The organism is Blautia sp. NSJ-140 (genome assembly GCF_022868965.1).
Classification (GTDB): domain Bacteria; phylum Bacillota; class Clostridia; order Lachnospirales; family Lachnospiraceae; genus Blautia_A.
The window spans coordinates 105,528-127,645 of record NZ_JALIFS010000010.1; the positions used below are offsets into that span (position 1 = coordinate 105,528).

A 22,118-nucleotide genomic window follows, 5' to 3' on the forward strand; every position below is an offset into this window, starting at 1 on the left:
TTTGGAAAAGAAAAAAATCTGGAAGGATGAGAGAGTTCAGGCAGGAGTTCTTGTCCTGGCAGCATTTCTGCTCCTGACCGCATGGGCGTTCATGCAGCCGCTGGGGGCAGGCCCCGATGAAAAAATGCGCTACATGGTGGCGCAGTATCTTCATGCACATTCGGGAAAGCTGCCTCTTGGAGATGAACCCACCATCCGTGATGCGACCTGGGGGATTTCCTATGCTTATTATCCGATCCTTTCCTACATGGTATCTGCTGTATTTATGGGAATCGCAGGTCTGTTCCATGCATCTGCAGACGGATTGCTCCATGCGGCGAGAATGGCAGATGTGCTCTTTGTGACCGGAGCGGTATATTTTGTGGTGAAAGCATCCGGAAAGCTCTTTCCGAAAGAGGGAAGATGGCTGTTTGCCGCACTGGCAGGCTTTATGCCGCAGGCATTGTTTCTGGGAACTTATGTAAATACGGATTCCCTGGCACTTTTATCCATGGCGATGATCCTGTATTCCTGGGCCTGTTATTTGGAAGCGGGAGACTGGAGCTTCAGAAATTCAATCCTTCTGGCTGTTGGAATGGCAGTCTGTGCACTGTCCTACTATAATGCCTACGGATGGATCTTATGCAGTTTCCTGTTTTTCTGCCTGACAGTCCTTCTGTGCAGGGAAGAGCCGGTAAAACAGAGAGTTGCATTTCTGTTCCGGAGAGGGATCGTGATCGCGGCAGTAACCCTTGCTTTATGCGGCTGGTGGTTTATACGAAATGCCGTTCTCTATGACGGAGATCTTATCGGAAGAAAGGCCTGTGCACAGTGTGCGGAAAAATATGCGGCTGTTGATTACAGGCCGTCCAGATACCCTACACCGGAGAAGCTGAACTGGTCATGGAAGGATATCCTTCTGTATCAGGACCCGGGCTGGCAGCATAACTGGCTGCTGACAGTTCTGGTAAGCTTTATCGGAACCTTTGGCCTGATGCAGATCTATATGCCTTATAGTGTGAGCAAGGCATATTTCCTGTTCTTTGGAATGGGTGGGATCGGTATTTTGACCATGTTGGGAATGTTTTATCCGAAGAAACGTACTGTGGTAAAAGAACGAAAAGCAGCAGGAAGTGAAAAGCTGAAGATAAAAACGATAACAGTGTACGATAAATGGGACAGAAAAGGAATCTTTCATCTGTTGCTGATCCTTCTGATCCTGATCCCTGTGGGTCTGTTTATGTATTATGTATATTATAGTGACAACCAGGCACAGGGACGTTATATCATGCCGGCACTGTATCCGGCTATGTATTTTGTGACAGCCGGCTGGAACCGTCTGCTTGAGCGTTTTGTAAAAAAAGAAAATATCAGAATGTGGATATACCGGGTCCTGACAGCACTTCTGGCTGCTTCTCCGTTTTTATGCTATATCTTTCTGGTAGTTCCATTTTATGGCTGACACCCCGATGGGTGAGATGGCAGAAAAAAATCCCTTCTATGTATCCGGGTATGACCGGTACATAGGAGGGATTTTTTAATTCTGAAGTATATCCGCTTGGGAACCAAGATCAGGAACGGATGATCCGGATCATGCGCCACAGCAGAAGGATAAGGAGCAGGATGCCCACACCGCCAATGGCAAAATACGGGATCTGGGATCTGGATTCGGAATAAGCTTTTGCAGAATCCATGTTTTCATCATTTTCCAGTACATCGGAGGAGCTTTCCTGGGAGGAATCCTCGACTACTGCAGTTCCCACCTGAGTTCCGCCAAAGGAGTAGGTGCGTAAGATCTGACCGTCAGATTCCGTATCTTCCGTAGTCAGGTCGTCTGCGGTCGCACCGGATGGAACCATTACAGTGCCGCCGGACAGGATGTGAAAATCATCCTCGCTGAGATCCAGAAGCTGGAAATTGGAAAAACCGTAATCCAGAAGAGAGATCGCTTCGTTGGCTGTCTGACCGGTAGCTCCGTTCATGACTACAGCGATCAGAGTAGTACCATTTCGCTGCGCAGCTGTGACAAGAACGCTTCCGGAAGCAGTGGTGGTACTTTCGCGGCCGCCGATGCATCCTTCATAATAGGAAGCGGATGCAGGATCTGTCATGGTAAAAGAGCTTGTCAGGTTACGGGTACCGCCGGAAACATTGGTAGCCGGGATCGTATAGGAGGTGGCTCCGGAGATGGTGCGGAAGCTGTCATTACTGATAGCTGCCTGCATGATCAGAGCCAGATCATGTGCTGTGGTATGCTGAGCGTCATCCGGAAGACCGGTAGGATTGGTAAATACTGTATTGGTGCATCCAAGTTCTCGGGCACGGTCGTTCATTTTCTGGACAAATGCATCTACAGATCCACCAATCTGTTCTGCAATCTGGAGGGCAATGTCATTGGCAGAGGCCAGCATCAGAGCGTAAAGGCACTGCTCCATGGTAAATACCTCTCCGAGCTGTGAGGAAATATGAGCGCCTCCGTCTGTAACACCGGATACACCGGTTTCTGTCATGGTAACCTGATCGTCAAGCTGGCTGTTCTCCAGTGCCAGAAGACAGGTCATGATCTTAACTGCGCCGGCCGGAGAAAGCGTGGTGTCCATATCCTTGGCGTAGAGGAGCGTATCGGAAGTATCTTCCATGATCACGGCAGATGCGGAAGTGATCTCAGGCCCCTGAGGCCATCCGCTGATCCCATTGGTGGTAATACCGGAGGATGCAGCAACAGCGGTTTCTTCTGTGGCGAAAACCGGAGTCTGGAACACCATGGAAGCTGAGATCCCAATAGCCAGAAGCGCTGTGGTTATTCTTGATTTTTTCATGATAAATGGTACTCCTGTATAAAAAATAATTCTTATGTAAGCAATACATACGTAAGCCTAGTATAACACATTTCCTCTCTTCCTTGCAAAAAAAATGATGGAATGGTAAAATATGTTCATCAAACTGTTACTGTTCACTGGAAATGTTCCGCGAAGCGTGTTGCTGAGAACGGAGTGAACAGTAACATCAAACTGAGTAATACGGAGATAATATATGAGTAAAGATGATTCTACAGGAAAGATCCAATGGGACAGACTTATAAAGAAGCTTTCCCCCTATACAGTACAGAAGGGATTAAGATACCTGAAGCATTATGGCCTGAAAGAGTTCTGGATCCGGCTTCATGAGCGTTTTGAGCCGGAAGAGGTTCCCTACGGACCATGGTATGAGGCATACAGACCTGACGAGGAAACACTGGAGAAGCAGCGGAAACGCAAATTTCCGGATGGGCCGCTGATCAGCATTGTGGTACCTGCATATCTGACACCGGAGCGTTTTTTAAGACAGATGCTGGACTCTCTCCTTGCACAGACATATGAGAACTGGGAGCTGTGTCTGGCAAACGGAAGCCCGGAGGATCCGGACATGCAGACTGTGCTGAAATCCTATGCAGAGATGGACAGGAGGATCCGCTATCAGGACCTGAAAGAAAATCTTGGCATTGCAGAAAATACAAACGCGGCTTTTGCCATGGCAAAGGGTGATTTTATCGCACTTCTGGATCATGATGATCTGCTGGCCCCCAATGCATTGTATGAGATCGCGGCGGCATTGGAGGAGCATCCGGAGGCGGATGTGATCTATACAGATGAGGATAAGGTCACGACAGATCTTTCTGAACATTTTCAGCCCCATCTGAAACCGGACTTTAACCTGGATCTTTTAAGATCCAATAATTATATCTGCCATTTTCTGGTGGTAAGACGTTCAGTAGTGCAGACGGTGGGCGGATTCCGTCGGGAATTTGACGGCGCCCAGGATTATGATTTCATTTTCCGCTGTGTGGAGCAGGCAAGGGAAGTGGTCCATGTACCGGAGATCCTTTATCACTGGAGGACACACAAATCCTCCACAGCAGATAATCCGGCAAGCAAGATGTATGCTTTTGAAGCCGGCAGACGTGCCATTGAGGGGAATCTCAAACGGACCGGAACTCCGGGAACCGTGGAGCATACTCCGGATTTTGGATTTTACCGTGTGAAGTATCCGGTGCAGGGAGAACCTCTGGTTTCTGTTATCATTCCGAACCGTGAGGAGAAAGAAACGCTTCAGGCTTGCGTGGAATCCATTTTTGAAAAAACTGCCTACAAAAATTACGAGATCATCATTGTGGAGAATAACAGTAGCTCCGAGGAGATCTTCCGGTATTACAGAAAGCTTTCGGAGGATCCCAGGGTTCATCTGATCCGCTGGAAAAAAGGCTTCAACTATTCTGCCATCAACAATTTCGGGGTGCGCCATGCCAAGGGAGATTACCTGCTTTTTCTGAATAATGACGTTAAGGTCATCGATCCGGACTGGATGTCAGAGATGCTGAGCGTGTGCCAGCGTAAGGAAACAGGTGCAGTCGGCGTCAAGCTGATCTATCCGGACAACACCATTCAGCATGCAGGCTGCGTGGTGGGAATGGGCGGAATTGCCGGGAATATGTTTGTGAATATGCCGGCGGAGCGTACCGGATATCTCCATAAGGCCTCTCTTTTGCAGGATATGAGCTGTGTGACTGCAGCATGTATGATGATGAAGAAGGAAGTTTTTCTGGAGGCAGGAGGCTTTACGGAAGAGCTTGCAGTTGCGTTTAATGATGTGGATCTCTGCCTGAAGGTGCGAAGCCACGGTCATCTTATCGTCTATGATCCGTATGTGAAGCTCTATCATTACGAATCCAAGTCAAGAGGCACTGAGGACAGCGAGGAAAAGGTCCGTCGTTTCCAGACGGAGATCGAGTACATGCGCTGTCACTGGCTGGATATCCTGAAAAAAGGAGATCCATACTATAACAAAAATCTTTCTTTAACCAAATGGAATTATTCCCTGAAGCCCCTTCCGGGAATGGGAAAGAAGAAGGGATAAAGCAATGCAGGAAGTATCAGTAGTCATACCAAACTTTAACGGAATGGCATATCTGGATGGTGTTCTTTCCAGTCTTGAAAGACAGACCATCCGTAATTTTGAGGTTATACTGGTGGATAATGGTTCCACTGATGGCAGCTGTGCATTTGTTTCAGCGGAATATCCATGGGTACACATGATACAGCTTCCGGAAAATTACGGCTTCAGCAGAGCCGTCAATGAAGGAATCCGTGCGGCACGTTCCCCATATGTGCTGCTTCTGAACAATGATACGGAAGCGGAACCGGATTTCCTGGAGGAGATGGTTGCTGCCCTGCGCAGACATAAGAAGGCATTTTCCTGTCAGGCAAAGATGATCCAGCTTCATGACAGGGACAAGATGGATGATGCCGGAAATTATTACTGTGCCCTTGGCTGGGCTTTTGCCAGGGGAAAAGGCAAGGACATCAGCCATTATGACCGAGAGCAGAAGATTTTTTCCACCTGTGCGGGAGCTGCGATCTACCGGAAGAAATTTATTGACAGGATCGGAGATTTTGATGAGGAGCATTTTGCTTATCTGGAGGATCTGGACATCGGTTATCGTGCCAGGATCTGCGGTTACCAGAACTGGTATGCTCCCAAAGCGAAGGTTTATCATGTAGGAAGCGGCACCAGCGGTTCCAGATATAATCAGTTCAAGATCCGGTATTCTTCCAGAAACAATATTTATCTTATCTATAAGAATATGCCGTTTCTCCAGATCGTGCTGAACCTTCCGTTCTTTCTGGTGGGATTCGGTGCGAAGATCCTGTTTTTTGCGTCCAAGGGATTCGGACGTGAGTACCTTGCAGGCATCAAAAACGGCTTTCAGATCAGTCGCAAAAACAAAAAAGTCAGATTTTCCATGAGGAATCTTCCGCGTTATATACAGCTCCAGTTTGAACTCTGGATTAACATTTTTAGGCGTTTTGCCGGTTAAGACATCATATTTTCACAGAATTTTTATATTTCGGAGGGAAGATTTTATTGCTTTTGAGTTTCATCTATTATAAGATAAAAGCAATGAACTTAAATGAGGTGGCGGAAATTGATTAAAGATAACCAGAAAAATTTCAGTCGTCTCCATATGCTGATCGATGTATTTGTGATCGCGGCCTCCTATGCCCTGGCCTGGCTGATCCGTTTTCAGGGAATTTTTGAGCATTCGGCGGTCCAGTCCAAGACCGTCCAGGAATATATGTTTATGCTGATATTCATTATTCCGGGATATTTACTTCTTTATCAGGCCTTTGATCTTTATACACCGATGCGAATGCAGGGGCGTCGTCTCGTACTTGCCGGAATTGTGAAGGCAAATGCGTTAGGGCTCCTTATCATCATGTTTGCACTTTACAATTTTAAAGAGTTGGACTATTCCCGTCTTACTCTGGTTTCTTTCTGTGTGATCAATATCGTCCTGGAATGGTTTGTGCGTATGGTCATATTTTACATTCTCCGGGATATGCGCAAAAAAGGAATGAACCAGAAACAGGTGCTGCTGGTAGGATACAGCCGTGCTGCCGAGGAATATGTAGACAGGATCCTGCAGAATCCGCAATGGGGATACGTGATCAGGGGCATACTGGATGACAATGTGCCGGCAGGCACTACTTATAAAGGCGTTAAGGTGATCGGTCGAATCGCCAATCTGATGATCATCCTTCCATCCAGTCGTCTGGATGAGATAGCCATTACCCTGGGCTTAAGTGAGTATTATCGTCTGGAAGAGATCGTTGCACTCTGTGAAAAATCCGGCGTGCACACAAAATTTATTCCGGACTATAATAATATTATTCCGACCAAACCATATACAGAAGATATTCTCGGGCTTCCGGTGATCAATATCCGGTATGTGCCCCTGAGCAACACGTTTAATGCACTGATCAAGAGATCTATGGATATTGCAGGCGCGATCGTTGCGATCATTGTGTCCTCCCCGGTGATGCTGGTGCTGTGTATGCTGATCAAGCTGACCTCGCCGGGACCGCTGATCTATAAGCAGGAACGTGTCGGGCTTCACAATCAGACTTTCCGGATGTATAAATTCCGTTCCATGGAGATCCAGAAAGAATCAGAAGAAAAAAAGGCGTGGACAGTAAAGAATGATCCAAGAGTTACCGGAATCGGTAAATTTATGCGTCATACCAGTCTGGATGAGCTTCCACAGCTTTTTAACATTCTGAAGGGTGAGATGAGTCTTGTGGGACCAAGACCGGAGCGGCCGTTTTTTGTAGAAAAGTTTAGGGAGGAGATACCACGTTATATGGTCAAGCATCAGGTGCGGCCGGGTCTTACCGGGTGGGCGCAGGTAAATGGCTATCGTGGAGATACTTCTATCAGAAAAAGGATAGAGTGTGATCTGTATTATATCGAAAACTGGTCTGTGGGATTTGATATAAAGATCATGTTTCTTACCATATTCAAAGGATTTATTAATAAGAACGCATACTAAAAAGGGGAAAAGGAAAAGATGTCAAAACCTCGGAAAAAAAGCAAGAAGATTTTATTTATCCTGGAAATCGTTGTACTGCTCCTGTTTATCGGAGGTCTGTTCGTTTATGGTCAGATCTCAGCCAAACTGGATAAGATCGACATCCAGGAAACAGATCTTGCAGACCAGGATATTGTAACTAATGATCAGGCACCGCAGATGACGGGATATACCACCTATGCACTGTTCGGACTGGACCACAGAAGCAAGAACGAGAAGCTGAACACAGAGAACAGTGATACCATCATCATTGCGAGTATCAACAATGATACGAAGGCAGTCAAACTTGTGTCTGTCTATAGAGATACCCTTCTCAATGTAAAGGATGATACCTATTCCAAAGCCAATTCGGCATATGCACTTGGCGGACCGACCAATGCGGTTTCCATGCTGAATACCAATCTGGATCTGAATATCACCGATTATGTTGCTATTGATTTTGATGCACTGGTAACTGTGGTAGACTGCCTGGGAGGGCTGGACATCCCTCTTTCCTATGCGGAAATCGTTCATATGAACAATTACTGTGTGGAGACATCAGAGGAAACCGGAAAGAGCTACACACCGGTTGAACTGCCGGATCCGAAGCCGGAGGATGAGGAAGCGATCGTAGATACCTATCATCTTAATGGCGTGCAGGCTACCTCCTACTGCCGTATCCGTTATACTGCAAGTCTTGATATGGGGCGTACCGAGAGACAGAGACGAGTGATCCAGATGATCGTGGACAAGGCAAAAAAGGCAGGTCTTTCTACTATCTTTGATATTATGGATCAGGTTTTCCCGATGGTCAAAACTTCCGTTTCCAAGACAGAGATCCTGAAGATGATCCCGGCTATGATCGGTTACAGCATTGATGAGACTACAGGTTTCCCGAATGATTACAAATTTGCCCAGGTAAAGGGCAGTGTTATCGTACCTACCACACTGGAATCCAATGTTCTGAAGATACATCAGTTCCTGTATGGAGACGCCAGTTACACTCCGACGCAGGACGTGCTCAACAGAAGTGCCCAGATTACAAATATCGCAGGCGGAGGTGATGTGCAGGACACTGCACCTGCGGTGACAGATACACCAAATGACACAACGGATGATTCGTACACGTGGCAGGGAGATACATCCACAGATTACAGCAGTACGGACACAAGTGGCGATGCTGATTACAGCGCAGACACAGATTATGATGCCGATTACTCCGGAGACGATTACAGCACAGATACGGACTATTCCGGAGACAATTCCGATACGGATACCGGCGATTATGATACGGATTACAGCGATTATACCGACGGAGAAGATTATTCGGAGAATGAATAAAATATCAAAATGATTAACCAGCAGAAGGGACCATCCAGTAACGGGTGGTCCTTTCTGGACAGGAGACAAATATGAAAACATTAAAAACAGACGTGATCATCCCGGCATACCGTCCGGGAGAAGAGTTTGAAAAACTGCTGGAAAGACTCAGCGCACAGAAATATCCTATCAACAAGATCCTTGTCATGAATACGGAAAAGAAATTCTGGAAAGAAATCTGGGAACAGAAATATCCGCTTGTGGAAGTCCGGCATCTTACAAAAGAAGAATTTGACCATGGTGGTACCAGAAGGCAGGCGGCGGAGCTTTCGGATGCGGAGATCCTTGTATTTATGACACAGGATGCAATGCCGGCAGACAGGGAACTGATCGGAGCACTGGTAGGAGCCCTTGCAGAGAATCCACAGGCAGGAGCCGCTTACGCTCGCCAGCTTCCAAAAAAGGACTGCAGATTTCTGGAAAAATATACCCGTTCCTTTAATTATCCGGAACAGTCCTGCCTGAAAACGGAAAAAGATGTACAGACCCACGGAATTAAAACATATTTCTGCTCCAACGTCTGTGCTGCTTATGATCACAGGATCTATGATGAGATTGGCGGATTTCCGGAGCATGCTATTTTTAATGAAGATATGATCTATGCAGGCTGGATGGTAAAAAAAGGCTATGGAGTTGCCTATGTATCAGAGGCACGGGTGTATCATTCTCACAATTACAGCTGTATGCAGCAGTTCCACAGGAATTTTGATCTGGGAGTTTCCCAGGCAGAACATCCGGAGGTTTTTGAAGGAGTGCCTTCCGAAGGTGAGGGCATCCGACTGGTAAAAAAAAGTATGGCATATCTTCTGAAAACAGGCCACGTATGGCTGATTCCCGGACTGTTTTTGCAGAGTACTTCCAAATACGCCGGATATTTTCTCGGAAAACGATACAAAAAGCTCCCTGAAAAAATGATCCGATCCTGCACCATGAATCCGGAATATTGGAAAAAGAACAAATAAGAGCAGGTCACGGTTTTTTAAAAGAGATATCACAGTTTAAACACAATTCCCTGTTAAACTGTCTTTTATAAGAAAAATAAATGTTACTGAGAACGGAGTGAACAGTAACAGATAAATGCATCAGATAACATAGAAGGGAGCACCAGAGGTATGAGTGAAGAGAATAAATGGGGGACAGGCTTGCCGGATGATGATGAGAATGTTTCGGCAGAACAGAAACCGCTGACGCATCCTTATTCTGAGGGACGCAGGATGCAGGAGAGCGGACAGAACAGTGATGCGGATGCCGGACAGAGTGAAGGTGTTTCGCAGGAGAAAACGAAATACGGACATTATGAGGTGCATCAGCCTCAGGCTGGTAATTATGCCGGTGGAAATATACCGCCCAAAAAGCCGCGGAAAAAGAAGGATTTTTCAGGAAACAACAGCTTTGGAAAAAAAGCAGCCACTGCGGTGGCACTGGCTGTGATCTTTGGGCTGGTGGCCGGAGCAGTTTTTCAGGGTGTGAATATTGCAGCAGATAAATACAGAGGAAACGACAGCGGTACAACGATCGGGAAGACAGAAACGGTTACTGGAACAGAGGACAGTACTGGCAGCAGCTCTGCAGATTCCACTGTGAAGGATATTGTGGCAGAGAGTGGTACAGTGGCTGGTGTAGCTCAGGCGACCATGTCTTCTATCGTTGCCATTACATCCGTCAGTGTACAGGAGATCCCAAACTTTTTCGGATATGGAACGAGGCAGTATCAGAGTGCAGGAAGTGGCTCCGGTATTATTGTAGGAGAAAATGACAGCGAGCTTCTCATTGCGACTAACAACCATGTAGTCTCCGGAGCGACTACACTTACTGTGTGCTTTGCAGGCAGTGATGTGGTAGGAGCGGAAGAAGAAACCCAGGCCATGGCAAGCAGTGACAGCACCGGATTCGGTTCCGATGGAGATGTGGACGTGGATAACGCGGTTTCTGCCAAGATCAAAGGCACCGATGAAGAGAATGACCTGGCAGTAGTGGCAGTGGAAAAATCCGATATTCCGGATGAGACCATGGAGGAGATCAAGATCGCGCAGCTGGGAAGCTCGGACGATCTTGTAGTCGGTGAGCAGGTGGTTGCCATTGGCAATGCACTTGGCTATGGCCAGTCAGTTACCTCCGGATGGGTAAGTGCCCTTAACAGAAGCATCAGTACAGAGGATGGAGAAGCCAGCGGACTGATCCAGACTGATGCAGCTATCAATCCTGGAAACAGTGGCGGTGCACTTCTGAACATGAACGGTGAAGTGATCGGTATCAATGCGGCCAAGTATGCAGACAGTCAGGTGGAAGGCATGGGATATGCTATTCCAATCTCCAAGGCAGAGCCGATCCTGGAAGAACTGATGAACCGCGAAACCAGGGATAAGGTGGAAGATTCTTCGAAGGTAGGATATATGGGAGTCAAGGCTGCCGATCTTACAACAGAAGCCATCCAGATGTATAATATGCCGGCAGGTGCTTTTATTACTGAGGTAACGGAAGGCGGCGCAGCAGATAATGCCGGGATCAAAAAAGGCGATATCATTGTGAAGCTGGATGGACAGAAGGTAAGCGGCAAGGATGACCTTGTTGATAAGCTGCAGTATTATGAGGCAGGAGAAAACATCGAAGTGGTGATCTCCAGGGCGAACAGCGGAGAGTACAAGGAACAGACGATTGAAGTGATCCTCGGAAGCAAACCATCTTCTGACAAATAAAAGAAAATACAGGATAATCATTTATAAACCGGGGAGCTGCATAAGAACATGCAGCTCCCCGGTTTATAAAAACTTAATTTGATACAGCGGGATTATGTGCTATAATATGCATAATAAAAACCAGAAAGGAAATGTTATGGCAGATCAGTTTGATAATAATAAAGACAATGACCAGGAGCAGAAATACGAGAAATTCTGTTTTTTATGCCGCAGACCGGAGAGTCAGGCAGGGAAGATGATCGACCTTCCCAATCATATACATATCTGTGCAGATTGCATGCAGAAAAGCTTTGATACTATGAATACCCAGATGAATAATGGAAATTATTCCGATCTTTTTAACATGCCGAATGTGAGCATGATCGATCTCAGCAGTTTCCAGAATCCCGGAAACCAGGCGAAGAAGATCAAGAAAAAATCAGAGACTCCGAAGCCGGTGATCGATCTCAAAGATATTCCTGCACCACATAAGATCAAGGCAACCCTGGATGAATATGTGATCGGACAGGAATATGCCAAGAAGGTAATGTCTGTAGGCGTATACAACCATTATAAGAGGGTTGCCACAGATACCATGGATGATATTGAGATCGAGAAATCCAATATGCTGATGATCGGACCTACAGGCTGCGGTAAGACTTATCTGGTAAAGATGCTTGCCAGACTTCTTCAGGTACCGCTTGCCATTGCAGATGCCACATCTCTTACAGAGGCCGGTTATATCGGTGATGATATCGAGAGCGTAGTATCCAAGCTGCTTGCAGCTGCGGATAATGATGTGGAGAAGGCAGAGCACGGGATCATTTTCATCGATGAGATCGATAAGATCGCAAAGAAGAAGAATACCAACCAGAGAGATGTCAGCGGAGAGGCTGTCCAGCAGGGACTTCTGAAACTTCTGGAGGGAAGTGAAGTGGAAGTTCCGGTAGGTGCTAGCAGCAAGAATGCCATGGTACCTATGGTGACTGTAAATACAAGGAACATTCTGTTTATCTGTGGCGGTGCGTTCCCGGATCTTGAGAATATCATCAAAGAAAGACTGAATAAACAGGCATCTATTGGATTTTATGCAGATCTGAAGGACAAATATGATGATGATCCGCATGTGCTGGAGAAAGTAACTGTAGATGACCTCCGAGCATTTGGAATGATTCCGGAATTTATCGGTCGTCTTCCGATCATCTTTACCCTGAACGGGCTGACGGAAGATATGCTTGTGAAGATCCTCAAGGAGCCGAAGAACGCCATTCTGAAACAGTACAAGAAGCTTCTGGCACTGGATGAAGTAAAACTGGAGTTTGAGGACGGTGCCTTACATGCCATTGCGCGTAAGGCATTGGAACGCCATACAGGAGCCAGAGCTCTCCGGGCTATCCTGGAGGAGTATATGCTGGATATCATGTATGAGATCCCCAAGGACGACAATATCGGTGAGGTTGTGATCACAGAGGGATACATTCGGGGCAACGGAGGTCCGAAGATCCTTATGCGTGGCCAGGAGATCCCGGCACTGGAAGGATAAGAAACAAGAAGATTCTTTAATATATAAAGGAGCGTGACAGACATGGAAAAAAGCAGTTTTTGGGATGATCTGGGAAACACACTGACAAGAAAGGCAAAGGGCTTAAGTTCCAGGGCAGAGAATCTCTATGAGATCCAGAAGATCCGTAACAAGCTCTCTGCACAGGAGCGTATGACCGAAAAGCTGATGATGGATATCGGAAAGATGATCTATACACGTTATGAGCAGGGAGAAGCCGTTGACGGTGAGACGGGAGCTATCTGCGAGGAGATCAGCCAGCATATGCTGGAGGCAGATCACTACAGAGATGCGATCGCTGCCAGCAAAGGGGAGAAGTTTTGCCCGGCCTGCCATAAGGCGGTGATGCGGGAGGCCAGCTTCTGTCCGTATTGCGGAGCGGCGTGTCCTACAGCGGAGCTGGAAGAGAAAGCAGCCGATGTGATCGAGCAGGCAGATGAGGAACTGAAAGAGGCTGCTGAGGCAGAGGTGACAGAAGTATCGGAGACAGCAGAAGAGCCGGAAGCAGAAGAAGCTGCAGAAGAAGCTGCAGAAGTAGTGGAAACAGCAGAAACCGCAGAAGCGTCAGAAATAGAAACATCAGGATCGGATCCGGAATTGGAAGTGGAATCTGCAGGAACAGAGGAGCCTGCGGCTGATCCGGAAAATACAGAAACAACAGAAGAAAAAACAGAATAACCATGAGTATATCAGGCAGGCTTTCCCCAGCGGGAGCCTGCCTGAGTATTATGCAGATCACAGAAATAAGGAGAGGGAATAATGTTGTGGAATTTACTGACGGCGGGAATCTTTGGTACAGACTATTATATAAAGAAGAAAATCAACACATTGGAAGAGAAAAATCTGAAGAAAAAGTATCTGGGAGGCAGGCTGATCGTAAGAAACTGCCATAATCACGGGATGATGCTTGGGATATTAAAAAACATAGATAAAGAACTTCTGAGAAATCTTGCATCTATGGTGCTGGGCGGTGCGATCTGGGAGTACATACGTACTTCCGGAGAAAAAGGCACACGCATATCCAAGCTTGGGCTTTCAATGATCCTGGGCGGCGGTCTGAATAATTATACGGAACGGCGCAGAAAGGGATACGTTACGGATTATGTGAGCCTGAATGTGGAAAACCCGAAGCTTAAGAAGGTCGTATTTAATGTTTCGGATCTTTTCATATTTGCAGGTGTGCTTCTCTGGGGCGGGAGAGAGATCTTTTCTGAAAAAGAAAAATAGTAACTATTTAGAAGGTAACTGTGAGGGTACTGGACAGTTACGAAAAATAAATAAAAAAACAGAAGTGCCGGTGTTGGGCGCTCCTGTTTTTTTGATTTTGGATAAAATAAAAAAGAATGCAGGAAATGGGACTTGAACCCACACGATCTTGCGACCACAGGCACCTGAAGCCTGCGCGTCTGCCAATTCCGCCATTCCTGCATTTTTTCAACCGGCTTACTTCGCTATGTTTTGCTCCGCTTGTCGACTGCTCACTTATAATAACTCAGGAATTGGATAATGTCAATAGAAAAATTCAAAAAAATTAAAAAAATTCAAAAAAAATATTTTGAGTTAGTTTTATACATTTTTTTTGCATATGGTGTTGAAAAATGACGATTCCTGTGATACAATCTTGAAGATTTAGGATAAAATAAGAGAACAAAGAAAGGGAGATTGTATGAAAGCATTTCTGATATTGGAAGATGGCCATGTATTTACAGGAACCAGCATTGGTTCTGCAAGGGAAGTCATCAGTGAAATTGTCTTTAACACTTCCATGACCGGTTATCTGGAAGTAATGACAGATCCTTCTTACGCAGGACAGGCGGTGTGTATGACATATCCGCTGATCGGAAACTACGGAATCTGTTATGATGACCAGGAATCAAGGAAGCCGTGGATTGACGGATTTATCGTACGCGAATTATCACGAGTTCCCAGCAACTTCAGAAGCGTAGACACCATTCAGCATTTTCTGAGCAAAAACGACATTCCGGGAATCGCAGGAATTGATACCAGAGCACTGACTAAGATCCTTCGTGAGAAGGGAACCATGAACGGAATGATCACAGTTGATGAGAACTATGACCTGGATACAATCATCCCCAGATTAAAAGCATATACAACAGGAAAAGTGGTAGAGAAGGTTTCCTGCCGCGAAAAGGAAGTGCTTAAGGGGAACGGACCGAAGGTTGCCCTTCTTGATCTGGGCGCCAAGAAAAACATTGCACGCTCACTGAATGAGAGAGGATGCCAGGTTACTATTTATCCGGCTCTGACATCCGCAGAAGAGATCCTTGGAGACAATCCGGACGGCATCATGCTCAGCAACGGCCCTGGAGATCCGAAGGAATGTACTTCTATTATTAAAGAAATCAAAAAACTCTATGACTCCGATGTACCGATCTTTGCAATCTGCCTGGGACATCAGCTTATGGCTCTTGCAACGGGCGGAGATACCCATAAGATGAAATACGGTCACAGAGGCGGAAATCATCCGGTTAAAGACCTTGAGACAGGAAGAGTTTATATTTCCTCCCAGAACCATGGTTACGTTGTAGACGCAGAGGGCCTTGAGGAGAAAAATATTGCACATCCTGCATTTGTAAATGTCAACGACGGAACAAACGAGGGTATGGCATACAATGGAAAGAATATCTTTACTGTACAGTTCCATCCGGAAGCATGCCCGGGACCACAGGATTCCAGTTACCTTTTTGACAGATTCATGAAGATGATGGGAGGAGAGAAATAATGCCAAGGAATAAGGACATAAAAAAAGTACTTGTAATCGGCTCAGGTCCGATCATAATCGGCCAGGCAGCAGAGTTTGACTATGCAGGAACCCAGGCATGCCGCTCCCTGAAGGAAGAGGGCATGGAGGTTGTACTTTTAAACTCCAATCCTGCTACCATCATGACAGATAAAGACATTGCAGACAGAGTTTATATCGAGCCGCTGACTGTTGAAGTCGTAGAGCAGCTGATCCTCAAAGAGAAACCGGACAGTGTACTTCCTACACTGGGCGGCCAGGCTGGTTTGAACCTTGCCATGGAGCTTGAGGAGAAAGGATTCCTGAAAGAGCACAATGTACGTCTCATCGGTACTACAGCAGCAACGATCCGTAAAGCTGAGGACCGTCAGGAATTTAAGGATACAATGGAAAAGATCGGCGAGCCGGTTGCAGCATCCAAGGTCGTAACAACTGTAGAAGACGGTGTTGCGTTTACTCAGACTATCGGTTATCCGGTTGTTCTCCGTCCTGCATATACACTTGGCGGAAGCGGCGGCGGTATCGCGCATAATGAGCCGGAGCTTCGTGAGATCCTTGAGAATGGTCTTCGTCTTTCTCGTGTAGGCGAGGTTCTTGTAGAGAGATGTATCGCCGGATGGAAAGAGATCGAGTACGAGGTAATGCGAGACAGCGCAGGAAACTGCATCACAGTCTGCAACATGGAGAACATTGACCCGGTTGGTGTCCATACCGGTGACTCCATCGTAGTTGCTCCTTCCCAGACCTTAGGAGATAAAGAGTACCAGATGCTCCGCACATCTGCTCTTAACATTATTACAGAGCTTGGCATCACAGGTGGATGTAACGTACAGTACGCTCTTCATCCGGAGAGCTTTGAATACTGCGTTATCGAGGTTAACCCTCGTGTAAGCCGTTCCTCCGCACTTGCAAGTAAGGCTACCGGTTATCCGATCGCCAAGGTTGCAGCCAAGATCGCACTGGGCTACACACTGGATGAGATTCCGAATGCCATCACAGGCAAAACATACGCAAGCTTCGAGCCGATGCTGGATTACTGTGTCGTTAAGATTCCGCGTCTGCCATTTGATAAATTCATCACAGCAAAACGTACACTGACTACACAGATGAAGGCTACCGGTGAGGTTATGAGTATCTGCCATAACTTTGAGGGTGCTTTGATGAAGGCTATCCGTTCCCTGGAGCAGCATGTAGACAGTCTGATGTCCTATGATTTCTCACATCTTTCTGATGAAGAACTGATGGACGAGCTGAACATTGTGGATGACCGCCGTATCTGGAAGATCGCAGAAGCTCTGAGACGAAATGTTTCCCAGGAGAAGCTTCATGATATCACAAAGATCGACATCTGGTTCATTGATAAGCTGGCTATCCTTGTTGAGATGGAGCAGGCTCTGAAGACTCAGAAGCTGGACAAAGACCTTCTTCTTGAAGCAAAACGTCTGGAGTTCCCGGACTACATCATCGCAGACCTGACAGGAAAGACAGAAGCTGAGATCAAAGACTTGCGTAAAGAGTACGGTATCCGTGCAGCATACAAGATGGTTGATACCTGTGCAGCAGAGTTTGCGGCAGAGACACCATACTATTATTCTGTATACGGCGATGAGCAGACAGAGAATGAAGCTGTAGAAACAAAAGATAAGAAAAAGATCCTGGTACTTGGTTCCGGCCCGATCCGTATCGGTCAGGGTATCGAGTTCGACTTCTGCTCCGTACATTGTACATGGGCATTTGCGAAAGAAGGATATGAGACGATCATCATCAACAATAACCCGGAGACAGTAAGTACAGACTTCGATATTGCAGATAAGCTGTATTTTGAGCCGCTGACACCGGAAGATGTTGAGAATGTTGTAAATATCGAGAAACCGGACGGAGCCGTTGTTCAGTTCGGTGGACAGACAGCCATCAAGCTTACAGAGGCACTGATCAAGATGGGCGTTAAGATCCTCGGAACATCTGCTGAGAACGTAGATGCTGCAGAGGACAGAGAGCTCTTTGATGCTATCCTTGAGAAATGTGAGATCCCGAGACCGAAGGGACATACCGTATTCACAGCAGAAGAGGCGAAAAAAGCTGCCAATGAGCTGGGTTATCCGGTACTTGTCCGCCCGTCCTATGTACTTGGAGGACAGGGAATGCGTATCGCTGTCAGCGATGAGGATGTGGAAGAGTACATCGGAATCATCAACCAGATCGCACAGGAGCATCCGATCCTTGTTGATAAATATCTCATGGGTAAAGAGATCGAGGTCGATGCGGTATGCGACGGTGAGGACATCCTGATCCCTGGAATCATGGAGCACATCGAGCGTGCAGGTATCCACTCCGGAGACAGTATTTCCGTATATCCGGCACAGACCATCAGCCAGAAAGCAAAAGATACCATTGCCGAGTACACACGTCGTCTTGCACAGGCACTTCATGTGATCGGTATGATCAATATCCAGTTTATCGTTGTAGGCGAGGATGTATATGTTATCGAGGTTAACCCACGTTCCAGCCGTACAGTACCGTATATCAGCAAGGTAACAGGAATCCCGATCGTTCCTCTTGCAACAAGAGTCATCCTTGGACACAAGATTAAAGAGCTTGGCTACACACCGGGACTTCAGAAAGAGGCAGAGTATTTCGCAATCAAGATGCCTGTATTCTCCTTCGAGAAGATCAGAGGCGCAGATATCAGCCTTGGACCTGAGATGAAATCCACAGGTGAGTGCCTTGGTATTGCAAAGACCTTCAACGAGGCTCTTTACAAAGCATTCATCGGAGCAGGAATCCGCCTTCCGAAACACAAACAGATGATCATCACTGTAAAAGATGAGGATAAAAAGGATATCATTCCGATCGCAAAACGTTTCGAGGCTCAGGGCTATCGTATCTTTGCAACACGAGGTACTGCAAGCATACTGACTGAGAACGGAATCAAGGTAACACGTACCAACAAGTTGGAGCAGCCTTCTCCGAACCTGATGGACCTGATCCTTGGCCACAAGATCGATGTTGTTATCGACACACCGCCACAGGGTGTTGAGCATCAGAAAGATGGTTTCGTGATCCGTCGTAATGCCATCGAGACAGGTGTCAATGTGCTTACAAGCCTTGATACTGCAGAGGCTCTGGTCACAAGTCTTGAGAATACAGACCTGAACCACCTGACTCTGGTAGATATCGCTACCATCGACAATCGATAAAAAATTGTAAATTTTGCGAAATAAAAAATTAAAAGTTTACGAATTGTCAAATATGTAATATACTGATAAGGACGGGGCCGTCGTTCACATACCGGCCCTGTCCTTATCTTGCTTTTGGAAAGGAGTTAACATGATTTTTATAGAATTACTGAAGGTTATCCTTCTCGGTATTGTGGAGGGAATCACCGAGTGGCTTCCGATCAGCAGTACCGGACATATGATCCTTGTGGACGAGTTCATCAAACTGAATGTATCCGAGGCATTTATGGAATTTTTCCTGGTGGTGATCCAGCTTGGCGCGATCCTGGCAGTTGTTGTACTGTACTGGAACAAGCTGTGGCCCTTTTACATAAGAAAAATCCCGAAAAAAACACAGATGGCGCTGCGTAAACAGTCGGCAGTACCCAGAACTGTCCTTACCTTTGTAGAAAAATACTGTGATAAGGATAAGTGGATCCTCTGGTTCAAGATCCTGGTAGCATGTCTGCCGACGATCATCATCGCTCTTCCTTTTAATGACATTATTGAAGAGAAATTTTATAACTATGTGGTCGTTGCCATCATGCTGATCGTTTATGGTGTGCTTTTTATCGTTATCGAGAACTACAACAAACGCCGCAGACCAACCTGCACCAGACTGGATGAGCTTTCCTTTAAGACAGCGCTGATCATCGGCTGCTTTCAGGTGCTTTCCGTGATCCCGGGAACATCCCGTTCCGGTTCTACCATTATCGGAGGTATCCTTGCAGGAACATCCCGTACGGTTGCAGCAGAATTTACCTTTTTCCTGGCAATTCCGGTTATGTTCGGAGCAAGTCTTCTGAAACTGGTGAAATTCGGTTTTGCCTTCAGCTCCACAGAGCTGATCATCCTGATCGTAGGTGTTGTGGTATCCTTTGTGGTATCTATTCTTGCCATCAAATTCCTGATGGGATATATCAAGAAACACGATTTTAAAGTATTCGGCTGGTACAGGATCATCCTTGGTATTCTGGTGCTCGGATACTTCGTTGGAAAAACATTTTTAGCATAAAACTGCAATCTGGAGGTAATCATTATGAAATATAAGAAGCTTTTGATCGTACTGACAGCAGTGACGGCGCTTGGTATGGCCGGATGTGGAAAATCATCAAAGGAAACAGCAGAGGTGACACCAACACCGGTTCCTACAGCCGCACCTACGGCTGCACCGGCTACATCCACACCGCTTCCCACATCTACACCTGCACCGAAGCTGATCGGTGTAAAGACAAGTACCGCAAAATTCGTTTATCTTACCAACAGCACGAAGGGAGAGATCCGTGAGATCTATCTCCGCGCGGCAGGAGGAGAAGAATGGGGCAAAAATCTTGTTCCTGCAGAAGCTACCATCAAAGATGCGGAACAGGTGCAGATGTATTACACCCCGGATTCTGCAAGGGATGCCATCTATGATATGAAGATCGTAGACGGAGACGGAAATGCCTATGAGATCTACAGTGTACAGCTGAGCGATATGGAAAAGGCAAAACTGATGATCGATAACGGAGAAGCATACCTGACCTATACAAGTCTCAGTGACAAGAGTGAGAAGAGCACTATTGGCAATGTGGAAACTGACAACAGTGAGGCGGATAGCAGTGATTCCGCAGACAGCACAGATGCTTCAGATCTGACAGATAGTTCTTCCGGTATCACAGATACTTCTTCCGACAACAGCGATGGAAGCTATGACAACAGTGATGATGGAAGTTATGACAACAGTGATGACGGAAGCTATGACAACAGCGATGACGGAAGCTACGACAACAGCAGTGATGATGGAAACTATGACAGCAGTGATGATAGCGGCGACTATGTAGATGACAGCAGCAGCAGCGGTAGCGGTGACGATTCTCTTGACAACAGTACAGATGACAGCGGAGACGGAGAGATTGTCTGGGATGATAACGGAGACTGGTCAGAGGAATAAACCGGGATCCTGTAAACAGAGGGAAACATGGAACAGACATTTCTTGAAAAACTGAAACGAGTAAAACCTGGGGATCTGCTTCACATTATTAAGTTTATCCTGGCATTTCCCATTGCGATGGTCTACAGACTTTTTCGCAGGGATCTCTGGCTTCTCTGTGATACGGAGAATGAATGCCGGGATAACGGATTCTGGTTGTACAAATATCTGAGAGAAAATACCAGTGAAGATGCAGTGTACGCCATCAACAGAAAATCTCCGGATTATGCCCGGGTAAAAGATCTGGGACAGGTGATCCAGTATGGAAGCTTCCGCCACTGGATATACTATCTGGCTGCGTCAAAAAATATCAGCTCCCAGAAAATGGGAAAACCAAACGCAGCCATCTGCTATGTGCTGGAGGTTTACGGAATCCTGCGGAACAAGCGGGCGTTCCTGCAGCATGGGATCATCACGGCAGATCTTAGTTTTCTGTACTATCCGCATACAAAAATGAGCCTTTTTGTTACCAGTACCTATGATGAGTGGAAATATGTCAATGACCGGTACGGATATCCGGAAGGCTATGTGCAGGAGCTGGGGCTATGCCGTTTTGACCAGCTTCATGATATGAAGATAAAAAAGAACCAGATCCTGATCATGCCGACATGGCGTATGTATATCCGCAATGAGATATCAGCTGCTGATCACGAGCTGGAAGCACAGAAATTCATGGAAACCGATTATTACCGTTACTGGGATGCACTTCTCAAGGATGAGAGACTGATCCGCTATATTGAGGAGAACGATCTTCAGATCATTTTTTATCCGCACAGGGAAATGCATCGGTTCCTGAAATATTTTCATGTGGATCATCCGAATATCACAGTGGCGTCCTGGCCTGAGTACGATGTGCAGACACTCCTTAAAGAGTCCGCAGTGCTGGTGACTGATTTTTCCAGTGTGGCCATGGATTTTGCCTACATGAAAAAACCACTGGTCTACTACCAGTTTGACAATGAAAAATTCCGGCAAAGTCATCATCAGATCGGGTATTTTGATTTTCGGAAAGATGGCTTCGGCCCGGTATGTGTAACGGAACAGGAAGTAACGGACTGGCTGATCCGTCTGCATGGACAGGGATTTGCCAATGAAGAAATCTATCTGGAAAGACACGGAAAATATTTTGATCTGTGGGATACAAAGAACTGTGAAAGAAATTACAAAGCGATCAAAGAAATGTAACAGGTG

16 protein-coding genes and 1 tRNA gene are annotated in these 22,118 nt (G+C 46.5%); 15 read left to right on the top strand and 2 right to left on the bottom strand.

What is annotated here, in order from left to right; translation table 11 throughout:
- Position 1 precedes the first annotated feature (1 nt).
- Positions 2-1,441, top strand: a complete 1,440-nt coding sequence (locus MUB50_RS12360; protein WP_243119195.1) for an ArnT family glycosyltransferase — start codon at positions 2-4, stop codon at positions 1,439-1,441.
- A gap of 109 nt (positions 1,442-1,550) precedes the next feature.
- Here MUB50_RS12360 and MUB50_RS12365 read toward each other — a convergent pair whose 3' ends face one another.
- Positions 1,551-2,798, bottom strand: coding sequence for a D-alanyl-D-alanine carboxypeptidase family protein (locus tag MUB50_RS12365; protein ID WP_118625856.1), 1,248 nt, complete (start codon positions 2,796-2,798; stop codon positions 1,551-1,553).
- A gap of 214 nt (positions 2,799-3,012) precedes the next feature.
- On the opposite strand from MUB50_RS12365, the gene MUB50_RS12370 reads away from it, so the two are divergent.
- The 9 genes from MUB50_RS12370 (at position 3,013) to MUB50_RS12410 (ending at position 14,206) form a co-directional block, all read left to right on the top strand.
- Positions 3,013-4,872, top strand: a complete 1,860-nt coding sequence (locus tag MUB50_RS12370; protein WP_118625854.1) for a glycosyltransferase family 2 protein — start codon at positions 3,013-3,015, stop codon at positions 4,870-4,872.
- A gap of 4 nt (positions 4,873-4,876) precedes the next feature.
- Positions 4,877-5,833 carry a glycosyltransferase family 2 protein gene (locus tag MUB50_RS12375; protein WP_118625852.1) on the top strand — a complete coding sequence of 319 codons (957 nt, stop codon included), beginning with the start codon at positions 4,877-4,879 and terminating at the stop codon, positions 5,831-5,833.
- 108 nt (positions 5,834-5,941) lie between these two features.
- Entirely contained in the window at positions 5,942-7,345 is a 1,404-nt protein-coding gene (locus tag MUB50_RS12380) for an undecaprenyl-phosphate glucose phosphotransferase (protein ID WP_022426969.1), read from the top strand.
- Between the two features lie 18 nt (positions 7,346-7,363).
- Positions 7,364-8,704 carry an LCP family protein gene (locus tag MUB50_RS12385; protein ID WP_118625850.1) on the top strand — a complete coding sequence of 447 codons (1,341 nt, stop codon included), beginning with the start codon at positions 7,364-7,366 and terminating at the stop codon, positions 8,702-8,704.
- A 71-nt stretch (positions 8,705-8,775) separates the two neighbouring features.
- On the top strand, positions 8,776-9,705 hold the full coding sequence (locus tag MUB50_RS12390; RefSeq protein ID WP_118625848.1) for a glycosyltransferase family 2 protein: 930 nt from the start codon (positions 8,776-8,778) through the stop codon (positions 9,703-9,705).
- Positions 9,706-9,855: 150 nt separating this feature from the next.
- Positions 9,856-11,439 (top strand): S1C family serine protease, encoded by a 1,584-nt coding sequence (locus tag MUB50_RS12395; protein WP_118625846.1) that lies wholly within the window; start codon positions 9,856-9,858, stop codon positions 11,437-11,439.
- A gap of 136 nt (positions 11,440-11,575) precedes the next feature.
- A complete protein-coding gene (gene clpX / locus MUB50_RS12400) occupies positions 11,576-12,961 on the top strand; it encodes an ATP-dependent Clp protease ATP-binding subunit ClpX (RefSeq protein ID WP_182434010.1) in 1,386 nt (461 codons plus the stop codon).
- Between the two features lie 42 nt (positions 12,962-13,003).
- On the top strand, positions 13,004-13,657 hold the full coding sequence (locus tag MUB50_RS12405) for a zinc ribbon domain-containing protein (RefSeq protein WP_118512961.1): 654 nt from the start codon (positions 13,004-13,006) through the stop codon (positions 13,655-13,657).
- A gap of 81 nt (positions 13,658-13,738) precedes the next feature.
- Positions 13,739-14,206 carry a signal peptidase II gene (locus tag MUB50_RS12410; RefSeq protein ID WP_118512960.1) on the top strand — a complete coding sequence of 156 codons (468 nt, stop codon included), beginning with the start codon at positions 13,739-13,741 and terminating at the stop codon, positions 14,204-14,206.
- Positions 14,207-14,323: 117 nt separating this feature from the next.
- On the opposite strand, the gene MUB50_RS12415 is transcribed toward MUB50_RS12410, so the two are convergent.
- Positions 14,324-14,407 (bottom strand) — tRNA-Leu (locus MUB50_RS12415).
- 238 nt (positions 14,408-14,645) lie between these two features.
- On the opposite strand from MUB50_RS12415, the gene MUB50_RS12420 reads away from it, so the two are divergent.
- The 5 genes from MUB50_RS12420 to MUB50_RS12440 all read left to right on the top strand — a co-directional run bounded on the left by MUB50_RS12420 (position 14,646) and on the right by MUB50_RS12440 (position 22,112).
- A complete protein-coding gene (locus MUB50_RS12420; protein ID WP_015527400.1) occupies positions 14,646-15,722 on the top strand; it encodes a carbamoyl phosphate synthase small subunit in 1,077 nt (358 codons plus the stop codon).
- The gene (carB, locus tag MUB50_RS12425; protein WP_118625844.1) at positions 15,722-18,937 is read left to right on the top strand and encodes a carbamoyl-phosphate synthase large subunit; all 3,216 of its coding nucleotides are present in this window, start codon (positions 15,722-15,724) and stop codon (positions 18,935-18,937) included. Before MUB50_RS12420 ends, carB begins: the two co-directional genes overlap by 1 nt.
- 130 nt (positions 18,938-19,067) lie before the next feature.
- Positions 19,068-19,970: an undecaprenyl-diphosphate phosphatase gene (locus tag MUB50_RS12430; RefSeq protein ID WP_118512958.1), complete on the top strand. Its 903-nt coding sequence runs from the start codon at positions 19,068-19,070 to the stop codon at positions 19,968-19,970.
- Positions 19,971-19,994: 24 nt separating this feature from the next.
- Positions 19,995-20,888 (top strand): hypothetical protein, encoded by an 894-nt coding sequence (locus tag MUB50_RS12435; RefSeq protein WP_118625842.1) that lies wholly within the window; start codon positions 19,995-19,997, stop codon positions 20,886-20,888.
- 27 nt (positions 20,889-20,915) lie between these two features.
- Entirely contained in the window at positions 20,916-22,112 is a 1,197-nt protein-coding gene (locus tag MUB50_RS12440; RefSeq protein ID WP_118512957.1) for a CDP-glycerol glycerophosphotransferase family protein, read from the top strand.
- Positions 22,113-22,118: the final 6 nt, after the last annotated feature.

Bases quoted from the DNA above. Each gene is read 5' to 3' on its own strand.
- MUB50_RS12365 (WP_118625856.1), bottom strand. From the start codon at position 2,798: ATGAAAAAATCAAGAATAACCACAGCGCTTCTGGCTATTGGGATCTCA.
- MUB50_RS12370 (WP_118625854.1), top strand. From the start codon at position 3,013: ATGAGTAAAGATGATTCTACAGGAAAGATCCAATGGGACAGACTTATA.
- MUB50_RS12375 (WP_118625852.1), top strand. From the start codon at position 4,877: ATGCAGGAAGTATCAGTAGTCATACCAAACTTTAACGGAATGGCATAT.
- MUB50_RS12385 (WP_118625850.1), top strand. From the start codon at position 7,364: ATGTCAAAACCTCGGAAAAAAAGCAAGAAGATTTTATTTATCCTGGAA.
- MUB50_RS12390 (WP_118625848.1), top strand. From the start codon at position 8,776: ATGAAAACATTAAAAACAGACGTGATCATCCCGGCATACCGTCCGGGA.
- MUB50_RS12395 (WP_118625846.1), top strand. From the start codon at position 9,856: ATGAGTGAAGAGAATAAATGGGGGACAGGCTTGCCGGATGATGATGAG.
- clpX (WP_182434010.1), top strand. From the start codon at position 11,576: ATGGCAGATCAGTTTGATAATAATAAAGACAATGACCAGGAGCAGAAA.
- MUB50_RS12405 (WP_118512961.1), top strand. From the start codon at position 13,004: ATGGAAAAAAGCAGTTTTTGGGATGATCTGGGAAACACACTGACAAGA.
- MUB50_RS12410 (WP_118512960.1), top strand. From the start codon at position 13,739: ATGTTGTGGAATTTACTGACGGCGGGAATCTTTGGTACAGACTATTAT.
- MUB50_RS12420 (WP_015527400.1), top strand. From the start codon at position 14,646: ATGAAAGCATTTCTGATATTGGAAGATGGCCATGTATTTACAGGAACC.
- carB (WP_118625844.1), top strand. From the start codon at position 15,722: ATGCCAAGGAATAAGGACATAAAAAAAGTACTTGTAATCGGCTCAGGT.
- MUB50_RS12430 (WP_118512958.1), top strand. From the start codon at position 19,068: ATGATTTTTATAGAATTACTGAAGGTTATCCTTCTCGGTATTGTGGAG.
- MUB50_RS12435 (WP_118625842.1), top strand. From the start codon at position 19,995: ATGAAATATAAGAAGCTTTTGATCGTACTGACAGCAGTGACGGCGCTT.
- MUB50_RS12440 (WP_118512957.1), top strand. From the start codon at position 20,916: ATGGAACAGACATTTCTTGAAAAACTGAAACGAGTAAAACCTGGGGAT.